The 18,402-nt window shown below is 64.2% G+C and carries 13 protein-coding genes; 5 read left to right on the forward strand and 8 right to left on the reverse strand.

Annotated features, from left to right (window positions below):
- The first annotated feature begins 337 nt into the window (after positions 1-337).
- The 5 genes from AB4Z38_RS22135 to AB4Z38_RS22155 all read left to right on the forward strand — a co-directional run bounded on the left by AB4Z38_RS22135 (position 338) and on the right by AB4Z38_RS22155 (position 8,003).
- Positions 338-1,450 carry a tyrosine-type recombinase/integrase gene (locus AB4Z38_RS22135; RefSeq protein WP_441431693.1) on the forward strand — a complete coding sequence of 371 codons (1,113 nt, stop codon included), beginning with the start codon at positions 338-340 and terminating at the stop codon, positions 1,448-1,450.
- Entirely contained in the window at positions 1,451-1,786 is a 336-nt protein-coding gene (locus tag AB4Z38_RS22140) for a helix-turn-helix domain-containing protein (protein ID WP_059388322.1), read from the forward strand.
- Positions 1,783-3,228 (forward strand): hypothetical protein, encoded by a 1,446-nt coding sequence (locus tag AB4Z38_RS22145; RefSeq protein WP_441431694.1) that lies wholly within the window; start codon positions 1,783-1,785, stop codon positions 3,226-3,228. The genes AB4Z38_RS22140 and AB4Z38_RS22145 overlap by 4 nt, the downstream gene beginning before the upstream one ends.
- Before the next feature lie 627 nt (positions 3,229-3,855).
- Positions 3,856-7,410 (forward strand): MobF family relaxase, encoded by a 3,555-nt coding sequence (gene mobF, locus AB4Z38_RS22150; RefSeq protein ID WP_441431695.1) that lies wholly within the window; start codon positions 3,856-3,858, stop codon positions 7,408-7,410.
- 20 nt (positions 7,411-7,430) lie between these two features.
- Entirely contained in the window at positions 7,431-8,003 is a 573-nt protein-coding gene (locus AB4Z38_RS22155; RefSeq protein WP_441431696.1) for a hypothetical protein, read from the forward strand.
- Positions 8,004-8,251: 248 nt separating this feature from the next.
- Here AB4Z38_RS22155 and AB4Z38_RS22160 read toward each other — a convergent pair whose 3' ends face one another.
- The 8 genes from AB4Z38_RS22160 to AB4Z38_RS22195 all read right to left on the reverse strand — a co-directional run bounded on the left by AB4Z38_RS22160 (position 8,252) and on the right by AB4Z38_RS22195 (position 18,399).
- Positions 8,252-9,568: a GmrSD restriction endonuclease domain-containing protein gene (locus tag AB4Z38_RS22160; RefSeq protein ID WP_441431697.1), complete on the reverse strand. Its 1,317-nt coding sequence runs from the start codon at positions 9,566-9,568 to the stop codon at positions 8,252-8,254.
- Positions 9,569-9,932: 364 nt separating this feature from the next.
- Positions 9,933-10,445 carry a single-stranded DNA-binding protein gene (locus AB4Z38_RS22165; protein ID WP_441431698.1) on the reverse strand — a complete coding sequence of 171 codons (513 nt, stop codon included), beginning with the start codon at positions 10,443-10,445 and terminating at the stop codon, positions 9,933-9,935.
- Positions 10,446-10,499: 54 nt separating this feature from the next.
- Positions 10,500-11,663, reverse strand: coding sequence for an ArdC-like ssDNA-binding domain-containing protein (locus tag AB4Z38_RS22170; RefSeq protein ID WP_441431699.1), 1,164 nt, complete (start codon positions 11,661-11,663; stop codon positions 10,500-10,502).
- A gap of 79 nt (positions 11,664-11,742) precedes the next feature.
- Entirely contained in the window at positions 11,743-12,252 is a 510-nt protein-coding gene (locus tag AB4Z38_RS22175) for a hypothetical protein (RefSeq protein ID WP_441431700.1), read from the reverse strand.
- Positions 12,239-14,056, reverse strand: coding sequence for a type IV secretory system conjugative DNA transfer family protein (locus tag AB4Z38_RS22180; protein ID WP_441431701.1), 1,818 nt, complete (start codon positions 14,054-14,056; stop codon positions 12,239-12,241). The genes AB4Z38_RS22175 and AB4Z38_RS22180 overlap by 14 nt, the downstream gene beginning before the upstream one ends.
- Entirely contained in the window at positions 14,056-15,516 is a 1,461-nt protein-coding gene (locus AB4Z38_RS22185) for an ATP-binding protein (RefSeq protein ID WP_441431702.1), read from the reverse strand. The genes AB4Z38_RS22180 and AB4Z38_RS22185 overlap by 1 nt, the downstream gene beginning before the upstream one ends.
- Positions 15,513-17,009: an SCO6880 family protein gene (locus AB4Z38_RS22190; RefSeq protein WP_441431703.1), complete on the reverse strand. Its 1,497-nt coding sequence runs from the start codon at positions 17,007-17,009 to the stop codon at positions 15,513-15,515. Before AB4Z38_RS22190 ends, AB4Z38_RS22185 begins: the two co-directional genes overlap by 4 nt.
- A complete protein-coding gene (locus AB4Z38_RS22195; RefSeq protein WP_441431704.1) occupies positions 17,002-18,399 on the reverse strand; it encodes a type IV secretion system protein in 1,398 nt (465 codons plus the stop codon). Before AB4Z38_RS22195 ends, AB4Z38_RS22190 begins: the two co-directional genes overlap by 8 nt.
- Positions 18,400-18,402 lie beyond the last annotated feature (3 nt).

Here is an 18,402-nt window from a genome sequence, read left to right on the forward strand (position 1 = left end):
ACAGACCCACGTGCTTTACCGCAACAATCCGGCACACCCACAGACCCCGCGTCATACACCTCTACGGGCTCACCCGCACCAGTGTGCCTCGACGTCGCCAAGCGGCACCACAATTCTCATCCCCCTGCAAACGGAAGGAACTTCCCCATCCGTTTACACCTCTGGCACCAAAGGTCGGACTCACGCCTATAGACGGAAAGGTGACAGCCCAGCACTGGGGCCTGGGGTCTATTCTCCAATGTCTTGGTGCGCGACCCGCGCGGTGATTGGCCTTCCTCGATCATGGTAACTTAAAGGTGACATCGTAAGATTTACGTAGACATCATTGGGGGTAGGAGTGACCGAGGCTCCGGGATCGGCGCGGTTGATCCTGGTGGACGGAATCACCCACCTTGACGAGGAAATGGCCGTGTTCGAGGCGATGCTGACGGGGTGGGAGCGGCAGCAGAAGTCCCGCTTGCTGGCAGATACGACGATTGCTCCCCGGATGGCGTTGCTGCGGCGGTTCACGGAATTTTCCGGCTCTTATCCGTGGGAGTGGACCGCCGGCGATCTCGAAGACTTCACGGTCTCGCTGATGTCCGGCACCGCCCGTTTGGCGCCCTCGACGATTCGCGGCTACCACTTCACCTTGCGGCTGTTCTGCGACTATCTGACCGACGGGCGCTACGGGTGGATCCAGGCATGCGCGGACCGGTTCGAGCAGATCCCCTCCCAGGTATGTCATGACTTCAATACCGTCGCGCATCTGCATGATTACGAGGGCCGGCCGGAACGGCGCCCGTTCACCTACGACGAGCTGCAGCACCTGTTCGATTTCCTGGACACCCGGGTGGAGCAGGTGGCACGCTCGGGCCGCAAGGGCGCACTGGCCGCGTTGCGGGATGCGCAGATGATCAAAACGACCTACGCGTTCGGGTTGCGCCGCAACGAGTTGTGCCAGCTCGATGTTGCCGACCTGCGGCCTAATCCGCACATGCCGCACTGGGGAACCTACGGGTCCATCCACGTCCGCCACGGCAAATCGTCCAAGGGCGGGGCCCCGAAGCGGCGCACGGTGCTGGCCGTCCCCGAGTTCGACTGGGCGATCGAGGGTCTCAAGCAGTGGGTCGAGCAGGGCCGCCCGATCGTGCGCCCGAGGAACCACGCCGCGCTCTGGGTGAGCGAGCGGCTGAGCCGGGTCTCGGCCAAGCACCTGGACAAACGGTTCAACCGGCTTCGTGCCGAAGCAGGCCTGGACGAGGCGCTCACGCTGCATTGCCTGCGGCACTCCTACGTGACGCATCTGATCGAGTTCGGCTACCCGGAACGCTTCGTCCAGGAACAGGTCGGCCATTCCTATGCCTCGACCACCGCGATCTACACCTCGGTCAGCAACGACTTCAAAAACAAGGCCCTCCAGGCCGCATTGAAACGCGTTTACACCCCGACGCCGACAAAGGAGCCGTAGATGGCACGGAAACTGAGCATGCAATGGAACCTGCGCCAGCTCATGGCCGCCAAGGGCCTGTTCCAGACCAGCGAGCTGATCCCGCTGCTGGAAGAACGGGACGTCCACCTGAGCAGGCAATACGTCCATCGCCTGGTGACCAAGCCCCCGCAACGGGTCAACATCGAGCTGCTCGCCGCGCTCTGCGACATCCTCGGATGCACCGCAGCCGACCTGCTCGAGTTCCGCATCGAGGAAGTCCGCGAGCTGCGCCACGTCGCCGGCGACACCGGCCCGGGCATCGGTGAGCTCCGACCGATCCGGGCGACGATCCGCAGGCCACACGAGCCACAGTGACCGGCCCCGCATCCAAGCCACCCGCGTGCTCCCGGTGCGGCATCAACCGGCCCGCGGCCATCACCGTGCAAGGCAAAAGCATCTGCCAGGGCTGCCGCACCCGACTCCAACGCAACCCCGGGCCCTGCCCGGGCTGCCGGCAGCACCGCGTGCTCGCGTTCCACGACCGGCAGAACAGGCAGATCTGCGCCGGCTGTGCCGGGGAAAAACCCACCTACTCCTGCCGGCAATGCGGCCGGGAAGACAACTGCTACGGGCGCAACTGCGGCCCCTGCACACTCACCGAGCGTGCCACCGAGCTGCTCACCGACCCGGACACCGGCCAGATCCACCAGCAACTGCAGCCGGTGTTCAACGCGCTCATGAACGTGGACCGCCCGCAGACCACGCTCTACTGGTTCCGCCGCTCCGAAGGACCCCGCATCCTGCACCGGATGGCGAGCGGCGAACTGCAGATCAGCCACGAAACATTCCAGCAGCTGCCTTCGAACAAGACCACCAACTACCTGCGCGACTTCCTCACCGCGCTCGGGGTCCTCCCCCACTACGAGGCCAGGATCGAGCGGATGCTGCCCTGGCTCGAAGACCTGCTGGACACCATCCCGAAAGCCGACGCGGACATCGTCCGGCGGTTCGCCCACTGGCGTGTCCTGCGCCACCTGCGGCAAAAGGCCGCGCACGATGAACTCACCAAATCCATGGTCCTGCAAGGCCGTGCGCAGATCAAAGGTGCGGCCCGATTCCTGGCCTGGCTGACCCGCCACGACACCACGCTCGCCGGCATGGGCCAGGCCGATCTGGAACGCTACCTGATCACCCACCCAGGCAGCGAAACATCACAGCATGCCTTCATCGGCTGGGTCCGCACCAGCGGCATCAACACCAGCCTGCGCATCCCCAAGCAGCCCCGGCGCTTTTCCTCCGTCACGATGAGCGAGGAAGAACGGTGGGGCCACGTCCAGACCCTGCTCCACGACCAAACGATGCGCCATTACACCCGCATCGGCGGCCTGTTCATGCTCCTGTTCGCCCAGCCCCTGACCACGATCTGCCGCATGCACGCGGACCAAGTCACCCTCACCGACGACGGCCAGGTCACCGTCACGTTCGAGCGCACACCGATCCTCATGCCCGAACCCCTGGACCGGATCATCATCGAGCACATGAACCGGCGCGGCCAGGCCTCCTACGCTAGCCGGAACAGCCGCTGGCTCTTTCCCGGCGGGATTCCGGGCAACCACCTGGCCACTGAAAACATCCGCGGACAACTCGTCGACCACGGCATCAAACCCTACAACTCCCGCAAAGCAGCCCTGTTCCAACTCGCCGGCGAAATCCCGACGCCCATCCTGGCAGAGCTGCTCGGTATCTCCACGACCACCGCCGTCCGCTGGGCCGCGCTCTCCTCCCGAAACTGGAACGCCTACATCGCGCAACGCTAAACTCGACCCATCAGAATACGACCCCTCCGCCAGTAGACCGTGAGCGATGACTCACGGCATGTCATGTCGCGGTGGGATCCGAGGTTGATGAACGAACGTGGACAAGAGAGCTTGCGACGAATGTGGCGAAGACTTCGAGCCTTCTCGCACCTCGCAGCGGTTTTGCACGACACGGTGCGCCGACAGGAATCGTGACCGTCGACGGCGGCTCCGGACGCGAGGAGCGAGGGTCCCGCTGGCGACCACCCAAGGCCCCGAAACGGCGCGCGCTTCGAAGCTCAGCGCCCACCAATCTGCCGCGAGCCAAGAACACAACGTACCTATCAAGATCTACTTACTGCGCATCGACACCCTCCAAACGGCACTCCGATCTCAGTCTTCAGAACTCGAACACCTCGAAGCTGAGAACACGGAGCAGCACGACCGCATCAGACTCCTCCAAACCGAACTTGCCCGCCTGAAACGCGCCCAACGGACCAATATCCAGGACTTGGCGCACGTCGCCGCCCGATTGGTTGCAGTCTCAAATGCCCAACGTGTCGCACTAGACCGCCCAACCTTGGAAATCCTTCGCCGTCGCGGATGGAAACCCACCCGTCAACAATCCCCCACCCCAACGCCATGACCATGTCAATCGCCAGGCTCTCGGCGCAGTCGGGCCTGAAGTACCTGTTCAAGACAACGATGATGGACGATGTGTCGCCCACTCCCTCGGACGCAACCACCTACTACATGAAGGCCGCGACCCCGCAAGGGCGCTGGCTCGGCTCCGGCCTGAACGGAATCAACCGAACCAGTGGTGACGCAGTCACCGAAACCGACGCCAAAGCCATCTTCGGTAGCGCGATCCATCCAGACACCGGTGCTCCCCTCGGCCGGCCGCACGGCCAGCCAACCATTGGCCAAAACACCCAAGGACAAAGCGGCATACGCCGCGCCGTCGCCGGCTTCGACCTGACGTTCAGCGTCCCCAAGTCCGTGTCCGTGCTCTGGGCGCTGAGCCCAAGAAGCATCCAGGACCAGATCCTGCAAACCCATCACGACGCCGTCACCGCCACCTTGGACTGGCTGGAAGAGTTCGTCATCCACACCCGTGCGGGACGCAACGGCGTCGCCCGCATCGGCACCCGCGGCGCCATCGCCGCCGCGTTCGACCACTGGGAATCGCGCTCCGGGGACCCGCAGCTACACACCCACCTGGTCATCGCCAACCGCGTCCAACGGACGACCGACGGCGCCTGGGTCACCCTGGACTCCAGGACGCTCTACAAGGCCGCCGTCGCCGCGAGTGAGCACTACAATGGGCTCCTCTTCGACGCCCTCCAACGGAACCTCGGGACCGACGCCGAGATCCGCGAACCCGCCGCGAACACACACAATCCCGGCCCGCAACTCACCGGCGTCGACGGCGCCCTGATCCGCGAATTCTCCCACCGCTCCCGCCTCATCGATCAGGAAACCGACCGCCTCGTCGCCGAATGGACCGCAATCCGCGGCACTCCCCCAACGGCGACAACCACCATCAAGCTCCGCCAGCAGGCAACCCTCTCCACCCGAACCCCAAAGCCCGACGCCATCGCCCCGCTGCACGAGCTCTCCGCCGCGTGGCGCGCACGGGCCATCGACAAGGGTTTCGACCCCCGCCTCGTTCTCGCCGCCACCGTCCGGCGGTCACGGACCAATCCGTTCCGTTCGACCGACTTCACCGCCGGCTGGATCGACGCCGTGGCTTCCCTGACTCGGGATCGTGTTGCGGCCAAACGCGCGACCTGGAACCGGTGGAACCTCCTCGCCGAGGCCGAACGGGTCTGCGCCGCGATTCGCTGCCACACACCGGAGGACCGCAACGCCTTGATCGACGCCGTCGCCACCGCTGCCGAAGCCCAATCGCTGCCCCTCAACGACTACCGGTACAGCGTACCCGCGGACGCGCAGCCCGATCTCCGGCTCGGCAAGCGGAGCGTCTTCGACTTCCACGGGTCCCGCCTCTACACCGACGCCACCACCCTCGCGTGCGAGGAGACCGTCATGGAAGCAAGGAACGACGACGGCGGCCCTGCAATGGGCGCGGCGGTTGCGTTTGAATCGCTCGTCGGGTACAAACACCACGGCAAATTCGGCCTGCACTCTGACCAGCGCGCCGCCGCTGCCGAAGTGCTGGTGAGCGGGAACCGGCTCGACGCCGTCGTCGGTCCCGCCGGTACGGGAAAAACCACCACCCTCGGCGCGGTCAAGGCTGCCTGGGAAGCGGAATTCGGGACCGGTAGCGTCGTCGGGTTGGCTCCGGCGGCGGCGAGCGCCGAGGTCTTGGGGCGGGAGCTGTCGATGGTCACGGAGAACGTCGCGAAGTGGCTTTACGAGTCCGCGGGCGGCGGAGCTGGCCGGCGGGCTGGGCGGTTCTTCGCCGTCGAGGAGCACCTTGGCAGTTCGGTGGCTGCGAATACCCGGCTCGTCCAGGAGGCTACGCGTCTGGCTGCCGAGCAGAACAGGTGGCGGTTCCACCGGAACCAGTTGGTTGTCGTCGACGAGGCCTCGATGGTGTCCACCCTTCAGCTGTCGGCCCTGGTGCATCAGGCCAGGGACGCCGGGGCGAAGGTCCTGTTGGTGGGCGATCCCGGGCAATTGGATGCGATTGACGCCGGCGGTGTTCTCGGCTGGCTGGACCGGCGGGGCAAAACCGCGCGGCTGAGCACCATCTGGCGGTTCGAGCAGCGTTGGGAACGCGAGGCCTCGCTGAAACTCCGCAGAGGGGACATCACGGCGATTACTGATTACGACCAACATCAGCGGATCCGGCACGGCGCTTATCTGGCCATGGTCGATCAGGCCTATCTGAACTGGCGAGCTGACATCCTGGCCGGAAGGTCGTCCATCCTCATCGCGGCGGACAACGACACCGTCGGCATGCTCAACGAACGCGCCCAGGCAGACCGGGTGATCCAGGGTCATGTGGACGCCGAACAGGTGGTACTTCTGGGCGACGGCCTGCGTGCAGGGCGTGGTGACAAGGTTATCGCGCGCCGAAACGACCGTACCGTTGCCGACAGCAACGGCGACTTCATCCGCAACGGGACCGTGCTTGACGTCGTACGTGTCAGCAAACGCGCCGGCTCCCTCACCGCGGTCCGCAGGGATACCGGAGCCACCGTCATGCTGCACAAAGACTATGTTGAGTCTGCAGTGGAGCTGGGATACGCGACGACCGCCCACCGCTCCCAAGGGCTCACGGTAGATGCCGGGCACAGCATCGTCACGCGGGGCCGACTCACACGCGAGCTTCTGTACGTGAGCATGACCCGCGGACGCCTGGGAAACTACGCCTATGTCTGCGACGTTGACCCTAACGATGCCGAGCCTCTTGATCCTTCCTCGCATCCATCATGGCGGGAGATCTTGGGCGAGGTACTCGCTGCCGAAGGTGCCGAACGGACCGCCCATGAAGTCCGCGACGCCGAACAGCTCAGCGCCGACAGTTTGGAACGGCTCAGCGCCGAATACGACTACCTCGCACAAATCGCATCCGCGGAAGACCTGACCAAATTCCTCCGGGTGCAAAGCCCTGGCAATGTTGGCGAACTCCGGCAATCCCCTTCGTGGGGCGCGACTGTAGCAACGTGGCGCCGATCGACGGGAATAAGCCGATCAACTGCTCAGCGGATCGTTGCAAATGCTTTGGAGACAAGCACGACAGCGGAAGACGCCACTGCCGTCATCCATGCCCGGCTCCGTAACTTCGTGGCAGGAATGTCCGAACGTGAACCTGCACTTATCCCAGACCCGGTTCACACGGACCGGCCCGATCTCACCGACATGATCAGCCAGGTGGCGGAACGGATCAAGCGCAGGGCCGATGAGGTCAGCAGAAGAGCACTCATTACGGACCCCGAATGGAAGCGAAACCTCCTCGAGATTCTGCAGGAGGTGGCAAGCGTGGATGACACAGTCCCCGTTATTGGCAGGGTCGCTGCCTACCGAGACAGATGGGGCATCGACAACTCGCCGCTTCCGCTCGGACCTATTCCAGCGGACTACGAGTGGGAACAGAAATCGCAGTTCGAGAACATTCGGCGCTCTATTGACCAGACGAGGTTCAGCTCCGTCGCGCACCCCCAGCCTGGTTCGTGGGTGGAAGATTCGGTTTCCCGAGGGGCCAGCCTTATCAATGTCGGTTGGCAACTCTAAACTGGTCGGGAAGGCATGCCATGATCTCGAACCCAGTCATCAAGCCGAAGGTCGCGACGCCCGCTCTGATTCTCGCCAGCGCGGTGGTGGCACTCTGCGCAGCATACCTTCTTGGAAGCTTGGCGGTCGGTTGGCAACTTGATCCGGCCTATGTGCTTGGCTGGGCTGCTGTACTCAGCTCCGCCGTCATCGTCGGCAGAGTGTGGATGATACGGTCCAGTCGCCGTCGTGCGTGGCTTCTGGAAGCCAGCGCAAAATGGCGTCACCTCGAGGATGCGAAGCGAACACACGGCACGACCGCAGAAATCACAGTACTCAGCGTCGACGCCCTGGAACCCACCGGCTCGTGGATCACAATCAATTGGAACCGCTTCGGTCACGTTCAGAGTGCATGGCTCGAAGCCCTGGCAGAACCCATCTGGGCAGGGTCCGTTCTGTTGATATCACCGGATCCAGCCCAGGTCAGGCCTGGTTCGCCATGGCCGGCCCTGTACTATGTACAGGCTTCGAATTTCCTTGCCTGGGCCCCCAATAGCGAAACTCTCTCAAGACCGGATATCGGACCCGGAGGTAAATCGATGAGCTTCAAGTAGCCCGAATCCCTTTTGCGCCCAGCTGAATTGATCGGAAAGCTTCTCGCCGGGTCGGCTGGCTCTTCGCGCTCCTAATTAGAGTCCCCTTGATCCTGTCCACCCTTTGCCGCCATTTCCGAAGCCCGTGTCCGCCGAGGCGTGACGGCGTCCAGGATCCGCCCCACTCACGACGACGCATGGTGGCGCCCGACGCCGCTGGCAGTTGCGCAAACGGCGTCAGGCGTTCCAGCCATAGCCGACATGGGACGTTACTTGTACCAGATGGCCACGCCGCCGTGGTGCGAGCACGTTCCGCTGTGGTTCGCGGAGAAGGACAGCGTGCCGTCGTTGCACAGTGCGGTCGCACCCCCGCCAGGAACCGGAACCGGAGCCGGAGCAGGGGCAGGGGCCGCGGGCGCTGCGGGCACTGGTGCCGCAGGAACTACCGGGGCCGGCGCTTCCGGTGCAGGTGCAGCGTCCTGGGCCGTGGCGACCGGGGCGGCCGGTGTGGGTTCGGGTGTTGCCGGCGGCTTCTGGTTGGTGGGGGCTGTCTCGTTCGGGCAGTCACCCAGGACGCGTGCCATGGCGTCGTGTTCGGCTTCGGTGACCCAGAGGTTGTAGGTGGCCTTGACGGAGATCTGTCGGGCGACGTAATCGCAGCGGAAGCTCTTGTTCGGCGGCAGCCAGGTGGCGGCGTCGCCGTCGCCCTTCTGCGTGTTGGTGGGCCCGTCGACGGACTGGAGGTTCAGCGGGTCGTTGGCGAAGGCGGTGCGCTGTTCCAGCCTCAATTGCTGGGCGCCGGTCTGCCAGGCATCGCCAAGAGCGACGACGTGGTCGATCTGCACGGCGCTGCTGGTCGTGGCGCCGCGGACGAAGCCGATGGTTTTCGCCGTGTACGGGTCGGTCAAAGTGCCGCTTTGGACCTTGCAGTGGACACTGTTGGTGTAGGTGGCCTGTGTCAGGTCGCGATTGAGCATGTCGTTGCGGGTGTCGCAGCCGTTGTGGTCGACGTCGGCCCAGGCCTGCCCGAACTGGTCCCTGTCATACCCGGTCATCGGTGCCCGGCCCTTCACCGGCAGGGTAGCCAGCAGATCTACGGCTTTAGTGGCATAGCCCGGCTGGGATTTGGGCGCCGTGTAGCTGGCCGTCCTGGACAGCTCGGTCACGCTGTCCGGATCCAGCGGTGTTCCTGTCTCCGTTACCGTCGGGGTAGGGGTCTGGCTGGAACTCGGGGAAGCTGCCGTTCCCGCGAGTTTCTGGCTGTCGGCGCTGGTCGGAGACGCCTGAAGGCCGTCGTTCGGCTTCGCCGGGGTAAGGGCGCCGCCGGTAATGAGGAGCACGAGTGCACCGGTCAGGACGATAGCCCCGGCTTTGCGGCCTCCGGGCACCATCGCCCAGGAACGCCGGCCTGTCGCGACGACATAGAGACCTGTCAGGAAAGAGAAAATTCCGGCCATGATCAGGACTCCGCCGATCCCGGACCCGAAGGCGGCGGGAACAAGGAAGAGGAGCAGGAGGATGCCCACGACAATCGTGGACACGGGCAGCCGGAACCGGCACTTTCCCGGTGGTATGTGATTCGACAAGACAAGATCCCCATTCAAATATCAGACGGCGCAGCCCCGCGCCGTCAGCCGGCGCTGCGGTGAGCGCTACCGGGGATTCTAGTATTTGAATTACAATTTTGTAATTCGCTTGGAATTACTACGTTCCGCGTTGGGTGCCGGTGGTCATGCACCAGCGGCCCACTGGCCTCAGTCTGGCCGGCGGATCTTACGGAACTGAGACCTTCGTTGAGACGGCAACGACCATTCTTCGTCAGATTCAACCTGTCAATTCCCACGTCAGGACTCAGCAATGCTGAGACCGGACACATTGCTCGGCCCTCAAAAAGCAGCAAAGTTTATTCCCGTGCCCGGTCCCATCACCCATCCAGACGAGTTGCCTGTGCTAATAGCTCATCTCATTTCCCGCCGCTGCCCCGAAAGGGGGCACCACAACCGGGCTCTTCGTCGCAATGTTGTACACCGGCGAGGCGGCCTCCGCGTCTGCCGAGACCTCAGGGCCAACCTGAATGCCAGCCTCCGGCCCAGAAACCGCCGTGTGTGCCGAGCGCTGGTAGGCGGCGGTACCGAAGCGCAGGTCCGGTCCGATGGTGTCGGCGACGATGCGGCGGGCTTCTCGTTTCTCGCCGTCCTTCTCGTAGGAACGGAATTCAAGTTCTCCCGCGACAGTAACGGGGTCGCCTTTCTTCAGTGAGTTCGATGCGTTCTCTGCGAGCGCGCGGAAGGCCGAGACATTGTGGAAGACGGGTTCACCGTCCTGCCAGGTCCCATCGGGTCCCTGGATTCGCTGGTTAACAGCGACGCGCAGCTTGGCGTGGGCCACTCCGGAGTCACCGTAGGTGAGCTCCGGGTTGGCGACGAGGTTGCCGGCGATGCTGATCGGGATTTTGGTGCTCATAGTTTTGTCCTTTCCGACGCCGACGGGTCTCTCCCGCCGGACAATTAGCTGGAGTCAAAGTCCAGGGCCCGCGATCGAAGGTCCGTCTAACGATGGCCTAGGCAGCCCAACGCCCGAGTAGGACACCGGCTCAGTCAGGCGAGGACCTGCTTCGACGGCGGGGACCTTGCCACCGAACCCAGGTGGATGAGTGACGTCAAGGATCCCCCTCGTCGCAGCCGTGACTCGTCCGAGCACGGACTTCGCGATATCCACACGAGAGGCAGGCATTCTGCTGCCCGCATCCCACCCCGACGCACCGGTCTCTGTCTCGATCACGGCGTCTGCCCATCCGACCAGGTACGACGCCGACTGGGATCCGCGGTCAATCCCGTGCGCCCGCAGAACTGTGTAGGCGACCGATTCCGCTTCGACTTCGGCCAGCCCGCGGTGGTCCGCGCTGCTGCCGTAAAGCCGCCCGACAGCGTCGTCCGGGCCGTGCAGCAGGACGTGTCCGAGCTCGTGCGCGAGCACCGCGGTGCGTTCCTCGGGACTCAGCCACTCCCCCACCTGGACGCGGTGCTCGGCGAAATCCGTGTAACCGCTGGTCAGCCCGTACTGGGCGTCATCGACGTGGACCTCGAAGCCATGCTTGTGTGCGACCTCCGCCAGCGAGTCAAAGAGCTCCGAGGCGACGACGCCGGGCCGAGCCACGTCCCGCGGCACCAGCAGCGGAGTCCCTTGAGTCTGCGAGACATCAAAGACGGCTTGCCCGCGCCAGCCTGTTATGACGGTCTTTTTCCCCTCATCGGCGGCGCCCGTGGGAGGCTTCTCGCCTACGCGGATCCGCTGTCGGGTCCCGTCGGGTAGCGTGAACTCCTGCATGCGTGCCGTGCGCGGGGCGATCACCCACAGTGCGTGTTCGCCTTTCAGAACTGAACGCCCGTGGCGTTCCCATTCCCTGAACCCGGCCACGAGCGTCGGCTCCTCGGTGCCGCGCTGGGCCATCTGCATCATGAGCAGGGCAACGTTGCCGCCAGAGTATCGCCAAAGAGTGGCCGAAGCGTCCAACAGCACCTGCCAGTGCGACGGCGATTCGACGGCCTTTTCCAGGATTGTGTGGAGACCGTCCGTGAGTGCCGCGATGCGTTCTTCCGGTGTCAGGCGCGACGTAGCGGGTTCGGCCGCATCGGTGTCTGGCCACTTTGAACGCGGAGCGCTCTCACCTCTGGAAGCCACAACGGCCACCTCCATGCCTCTTGAAATCCGCAAACGCGGATATCCGTTCATGTCCCCCTGCCGGGCTCACGGCATGACGTCAGAGCTCAACACCAGGTTGATGGTGAGCGGTCTGCCACTCCAGGAACTCCGGTTCCTCAACCGCGAGGAGCCTCGGGGCTGGTTCTTTGTGCGTTTGCAGCCCGACACAGCCGGCCGTCCGGGTGTGGTTCCGGAGGCGTTCGACAGCGTGTGGCAGCCTCTCGTGAAACGCGAGGGGGCCGAAGCCGGCATCGTCGGTGGCGTAGGAGACCTGCTCTGCCCGCTGCAGGGCGTAGAGCTCGGCGACGATCTCTTGGTGCTTCCACCAGCAGTCCGGCACAACCGACGTCGTCAGCTGATAGGTGGCGACCAGCCACCTCACCCAGGCTGCGAGCGCAGCCCAGACGCTTTCGGCCTGCTGCGGGCCCATGTCCCGCCAGCGGTGGGTCGTTCCGGGGGATCCGCCTGTGGCGCGGAAGGCTGAGCGGAAGAGTTCGGCTGTCAGTTCGTCGTCGTCCGCTCCGGCTGACGGGATGTCGAAGTGTTCGACGTCGTCATAGTTCCCCATCGCTGGTTCCTTCGGCTGTCTGTTGGCGTTGTCTGTGGCCTTCGGTCAAGGCTCGTTCGGTCTCTGCCTTGGAGCGTCCGAGCTCGGCTGCGTCCTTGCGCTTGTGCCATTCGCGCAGGTCCAACAGGATCGGTCTGGTCCGCCGGCCGAGCATGAGGGCCGTGCCGACCGGCAAACGGCGGATCTCATCGAGTGCGATGACGGGGCTCTCGCGGATCTGCTCGCCGTCCTGGCGTCCTTGTGAGGACCACGAACGGGTGGTCAACGTGAGGCTCCGCTCCCCGAGCAGTCCGGCGAGCGAGCGGAGGTCGCGTTCGTCGGAGCCGCCGCCGAAGATCACCTTGATGATGGCCGAGTCCCAGATCGTTGCTGCTTCGTCGATGGACCATCCGGTCCGGGCCTGGGAGAGCGACTGGAGCACGACAAGGGTCGAGATGCCGATGCCGCCACCGTCCGACAGAGCGATGGGCAAGCCGGGCCACGGGGCGAGGTTGGCGATTTCGTCCAGGATCAAAGACAAGGGCGGGTCGAGCCGACCACCCGGCGAGACGAATGCCATTTCCCGGGCAGCATAGTCGATGTCGTCAATCAACGCGGAAAGATACGGGCCTGCCGCGGCGGCTCCTGCTCGTGTGCCGATCAGATAGAGCGTGCCGCGATCACGGATGAAACTCTTCGGATCAAATTCCTCCGACTCGTCCTGGGGGTCCAGCGCAGCCAACACTTTTGGCGAGGACAGCGGCGCGACGGCTGCCGAGACGCCAATCCATGAGTTGGAGGTGTTCCTGGGGTCGTCTTCGAGGATTCCCATCAGGTCGGCCTGCCACCCCAGTGCAGCCCCGGGGCGGCTGAGAACCTCCAGGGCTTCACGGGCCAGCACCGGGTTCGAGGACCAACGCCGAAAGGCACGGACCCCCTCCCCGGACAACTCAGCAGCGTGAAGAAGGCACTGCAGGACAATCAAGGAGCGCTTCTGCCATGCCGCGTTTTCGCCTTTCATCTCCGTATCAGCCGTGATGACCAGGGCCCGGCGCGTCGCGATATCCGGATCCTGGCAGCCACGTACCGGAGACCAGCGCAGCGTCGACGCCAGCCCGGACATTCCCTGCGGATCAAACACGATCACGGGCCTGTCCCCCGCGGCGCGGGCCTTCATCGTCACGACGAGGTTGTCCGCCCGGGTAGATGTCGTCACCACGGCGCCGGGCGCATCCAGAATGGCATTGATCACCACGTAGAGTCCCTTGCCCGAACGGGGCGCGCCCTGGATGACCATGGATTCTTCGGTCGAGACGTGGATCGTGACTCCGCGCGACCGGCCGAGCGTCCAGGAAACGTCCTGAATACTCGGGTCGCTTAGCCCGGGACGGGTGAACTTCCCGCGCCTACGGACAGCTCGGGCACCGAAATCGTGCAGGATCTCCGAGCGGCGCGCGATGCCATCGCGATTCAGGATCTCCTGCCGCAGCCAAGCCCCTGACTGCGTCCACCTGCGCCACGCCCAGATCCCGCACACCGCGAGCCCAGCAACCGCGACCAGTACCGGGGCGACCAACCACCACACATCGCCCGTGCTGACCTCGCAGCCGGGATCGCGGCGCACAATCCAATCGATCCGACCGGTGAAGAGTCCGACGGCGGCGGCCGGGTTTGGGGGCGACGGCGGCGTGGTGCCGCACCGCCACGTGACGACGAGGCGCGCCGCTCCCTGAACCAAGAAGGAAAGGCCCACGAAGCCAGAGAGCGTGACGAGTCCGGCGGTGATGAGGGGGCTGGTGTTTCCTGCTCGTGGGTGGGTGAACATCAGATCATCCGGTCGTCGGTGCCGAAGACTTCAAGCTCGTCCGTGGTGACGCGGTTGGCAACGATGAAGGAGCGGTTTCCGACTTTCCAGAGTCCTACGCCCTTGGGGAGGTTTTCCACGTGGTCGCATTCGGCTTCCGTCAGGCCGAGGGCTTCTTTGGTCAGGCGCATAGCGTCGTGCTTCTGGCGGTAAATGATCCGTGTGTCGGCCTCCGTGAGGAGCCCAAGGGCTTTCTGGCGGTGCCCGCTGGTGCTGTCGCCGATCTCGTTGAGATCGGCGACCTTGTGCATGATGAGCAGGTTCGCGATCCCGTAAGTGCGGGCGAGTCGCCACTGCTCGCTCATTTTGGCCAGCATGTAGGGATCGGCAAGCATCCGCCAACCCTCGTCGTAGACCACTAGCCGCTTGCCGCCGTCGGGATTGGTGACCGCCGCTTCCAGCCAGGTCGCCCCGCACGCTGCGGCGAGTGACAGGGCCTGCTCAGAAGAGCCGATCAGGGCGGAGGTATCCATCACCATCATGGGCGCATCGGCGTCGAAGGCGACAGTGGAAGGAGCATCAAACATGCCCTCCAAGTCGCCTGACACCGTTCGTCGCAGCGAGTGGCTGACAGCCGTTCCGCCGTCCCTGCCCACGAGACCAATCGTTTCCCTCGACGGATTCAACAGATGATCCAGCACCATGGGCAGTGTCGGGTTCGAGTTCTGCGCTACAGTCTCCATCAGCGCCATATCCAGCGCCGTATGCTCGACGGGCCGGAGCGGCATCCCCTGCCGCATGAGGGACACTAACGCCACGAGCAGGTAGCGACGGCGTTGGCGCACCACGGCCTGCCACTGCGCCTCACTCAGCGCGCTGGAACGCGGACCCGCGTCGAGGGGGTTCACACGGGCTGAGCGGCCGGGGCCAACAGAAATGACTTTGCCCCCAACAGCTTTGGCCACGGCCACCCATTCGCCCTTGGGGTCTGACGCCACGGCCGCCTTCCGCCCCAGCGTGATCGAACGGGCCACCAACGATTTTCCGCACATGGACTTGCCAGTGCCCACGGTGCCGATGACAACGATCGACGGGCCACTGATGACACCCTTGTCATAGAGAATCCACGGATCGTAGGAAAAAGCTCCAGACCCGAAGACGTCCGTGCCGATGTACGTTCCCTCATGGCCCAAGCCCGATTCCGTGATGAACGGATAGGCCGCCGCAAACGTCAGCGTGGAAGCGCGGTGCGGTGCTGGACGCAGCCGATGCGGACCACGCAAAGAGTTTGGTTCCCTACTCCCCCAATCACCACGGTGTTCGCCCCCGTCCAGCCGGTCGTCGAGCCTCTCTCCGAAGCTGCGCAGCGCCGACACCCCCAGTCCGCTCTCCCCCGCTACCTTGTGCCGGCGTCGTTCCTTCCTCTGCCGGCGGTTGCCACCCGACGGCAGGTATTGAACATTTTGGATGGTCCGCTTCATCGCAGCCCCCTACCGAACGGAAGGGCACCGGCGACGAATGCCGCCCACTGCTGCCCCGCCAGCAGCCGCAATTCAACAAAGGCACCTGCCGCCGCCGATTCAAGCTCCTGCCTGTGTCTCGCCAGATCCTCAAGCGTGGCTGCCGTGATCGTGACGTACGCCGCGGGCCGCACGTCACCGTGGCCAGCGACGATCTCTTCCTCGCGCTGGGCCACTTCCTCTTCTTCTGCCTTTTGCTCACGCGTGAGGGGCCTGTCGAATCTTGTGTTGATTCGCCGCCGGGTTTCATGGGCCTCCTGGGCAGAACGGATATCCCGCAGTGCCTCAGTTGTGGGCACTGCCCGGATCACTTCAGTCACCGTATGGCGGAAATCTCCTACGTAGATCAGCGGATGCAGAAAGCCCGGAAAGACCTTTTGCCGCGGCCACTCAGCGACCCAGAACGTTTGATGAAAACCGGAGTCAGTGCGCACATAGGTCCAGTGCTCCTCGACAGCCATAGGCCCCGACGGCAGTTTGGAATCCGAATCACTTTCGGGGTCGGGGTGCGCGCCAAATTGCGCCGGGGGCCGAACAGGAGCGGCAACTGCGGCCGGGTCGAAAGCACCGCGTAAGACGTTAAGGATTTCGCCCTCGGGGAGCCACTCCTCGACCTTGACGTTGTGTGTTCCGAGTGCGGTGATCATGGCCTCCACCTCCAGGCGGAGCACACGTTCAACGCCCACCGCTCCCCCGCCGGACTCCCTGATCCGCCGTCGGGCCTTGGCCGTGTCCACAACAAGGGTCAAAAGCAGATCATGGCTCATCGCCGACCCAGCTGCAGAAATCAGATCCTCATACGAACGCTCGCCCCAGGTGAGTTCTCTCGTGTCTCCAATTCGATGCGGTACTGCGTGTTCGTAGAAGTCACGCAGAGCCTGCGACGGATACGGAACCGTGTAGTCCTGGACGGCAATTCTCGCGACGGTGCTGCGCTGGGCCATACCTGCCTGAACACGGGACCAGGCCTGCACTGCCCAGGCCTTGTCGTCCGTGTCCAAGAGCGCAAAAGACCTTGTACTGCACCGCAGTACCGCGATGGCCTCGTTGCCCCGGGCGTCAATGATGAAGGACTCGCCCCGAGAGGTTCGACGCAGCTCGAGGTTTCCCATGCCGCCCGGGAGGGCCAGGCGGCCCGCAAGGACAGCCCGCTCGGGCCTGACGAAAAACCGAGTCTGGTTGATGACCGATCGATAGAAATACACGACGGCGTGACTGGCCCATACCGGGTATGGAATCCGTGAGTACTGCAGCAATCCGAGCAGCATCAGCCCGAGCCACATCGGTCCCGACGCGAATAGTCCGACCGGCCCGTTAGCGGCTGACGCTACACTCGCCACAAGGACGCCGCACCCCAGCAGGAGCAACTGATACCACTTCAAGCCCATGAACAAGCCGCGACGTTCGTAACGAGGAAACTTGACGGCCTCGAGGGTTCGCGAATTCTCAGACACGAGAATCACCGTCCTTCGGGGGCTGCCCGATCGTTTTTGGTCGAACAGGTGGTGGCACCGACGGCGCTAGTGATGGAGAGGCATTAGGAACAGACGAAGGACGTGACGCCGAAGGCCCCGGCCGATCGTCGATGATGCCGTGAGTTGATCCATGGGCCTGCGCCCCAGACGTCGCCGGTGACGCACTGGTGCCCCGCGCCAGAGGCGAGGCTGGATCGGGAGATGACGCGTCGACGTCGAGCATCAAGGTAGGGGCGCTTCCGACGGAAGTTCGCGACGCAGCCGTGCCGCTCGGCGTTCCCGGAAGTGGCACTCTGGGCGGCAACGCGGTCGTCGGAAATTGGGGGCGACTCGATGGGATCGGGCGAGTTATCGACGAGCGGGCAGCCATGCCAGCGAGCGTGAATCGACCACCGGTCTGTCGGCTGATCTGTCTGGCGGTGAAGCTGGAGCTGCGCGAAAGGATGTGGCCGCCGCCGGCAGTTTGGGCAGCCGCCGCCAGTTCCCCGCCGGCGAAACCGACAAGCCGTAAGGCCATCAGAGGAGCGCCGCACGCCAGTGTCATTCCGACTACGCCGGCAGCCAGTCCGGCGAACGACTTCGACTCGGCGAAGAGCTTGATGGCGGCCGCCAGAACGGTCGCGGCCAGGGGCTTGGCGAGCAGCAGTGCGACGACGATCTCGCACCACCGTCGTGCCCAGGATTTCGTTTTCTCCCACGGCATGAGCATGAGGGCGACCGGGGCGACGGCGGCAAGCACGATGAGCGCGAAGGACCGGAAGATCATCGAGCACATGAGGATGAAGGCCAAAATCCAGACAACAATGACGGCCATCGCCGTGACGATCACTGCCCCGGCCGCCCCACTGCTAGAGCCGGGAGCCAAGGACACAACGTTCCAATCCCGGCCGGATCCCGCGGGTGCCCGCTCGAAGCCGAAGAGCCGCATGAACACCACGTAGGGATCCGTCCCCATTGAGTCGAGGATTGATTGCGACGCGGAGTCGCCGATGTGAGTGAGCTGGCGAGCTAGGAAAACTGCTCCGGCCACCATGGGAATGGCGGCTGCACCGCCTACAAGCGCCCTCACCAAGCGGCGGGGCTGTTGGCTGATCAGGCCCGATAGAAGCTGAAGGATCATAGCCACGACGAGCGGCGTCATCATGACGACCACCCACCAATTCGTCAGCCCCTGAACGGCGATCCACTGCGAGTCATCAACGTTCGAGACGCTGAATGCCCCCGTGATAAATGACCAAATCCAGGACGCGATGTTCTGGAGAATATTCGCAAAAAGGGCCGTGACAGCCCCGAGGAAACCATCGTTCGCCTGGGAGACGAGCCCGCACCCGGGCGGCCACCACCCATCCAGATCACACTGAACCGGCATAAC

It is taken from the genome of Arthrobacter sp. 2RAF6 (assembly GCF_052115205.1).
Classification (GTDB): Bacteria; Actinomycetota; Actinomycetes; order Actinomycetales; family Micrococcaceae; genus Arthrobacter.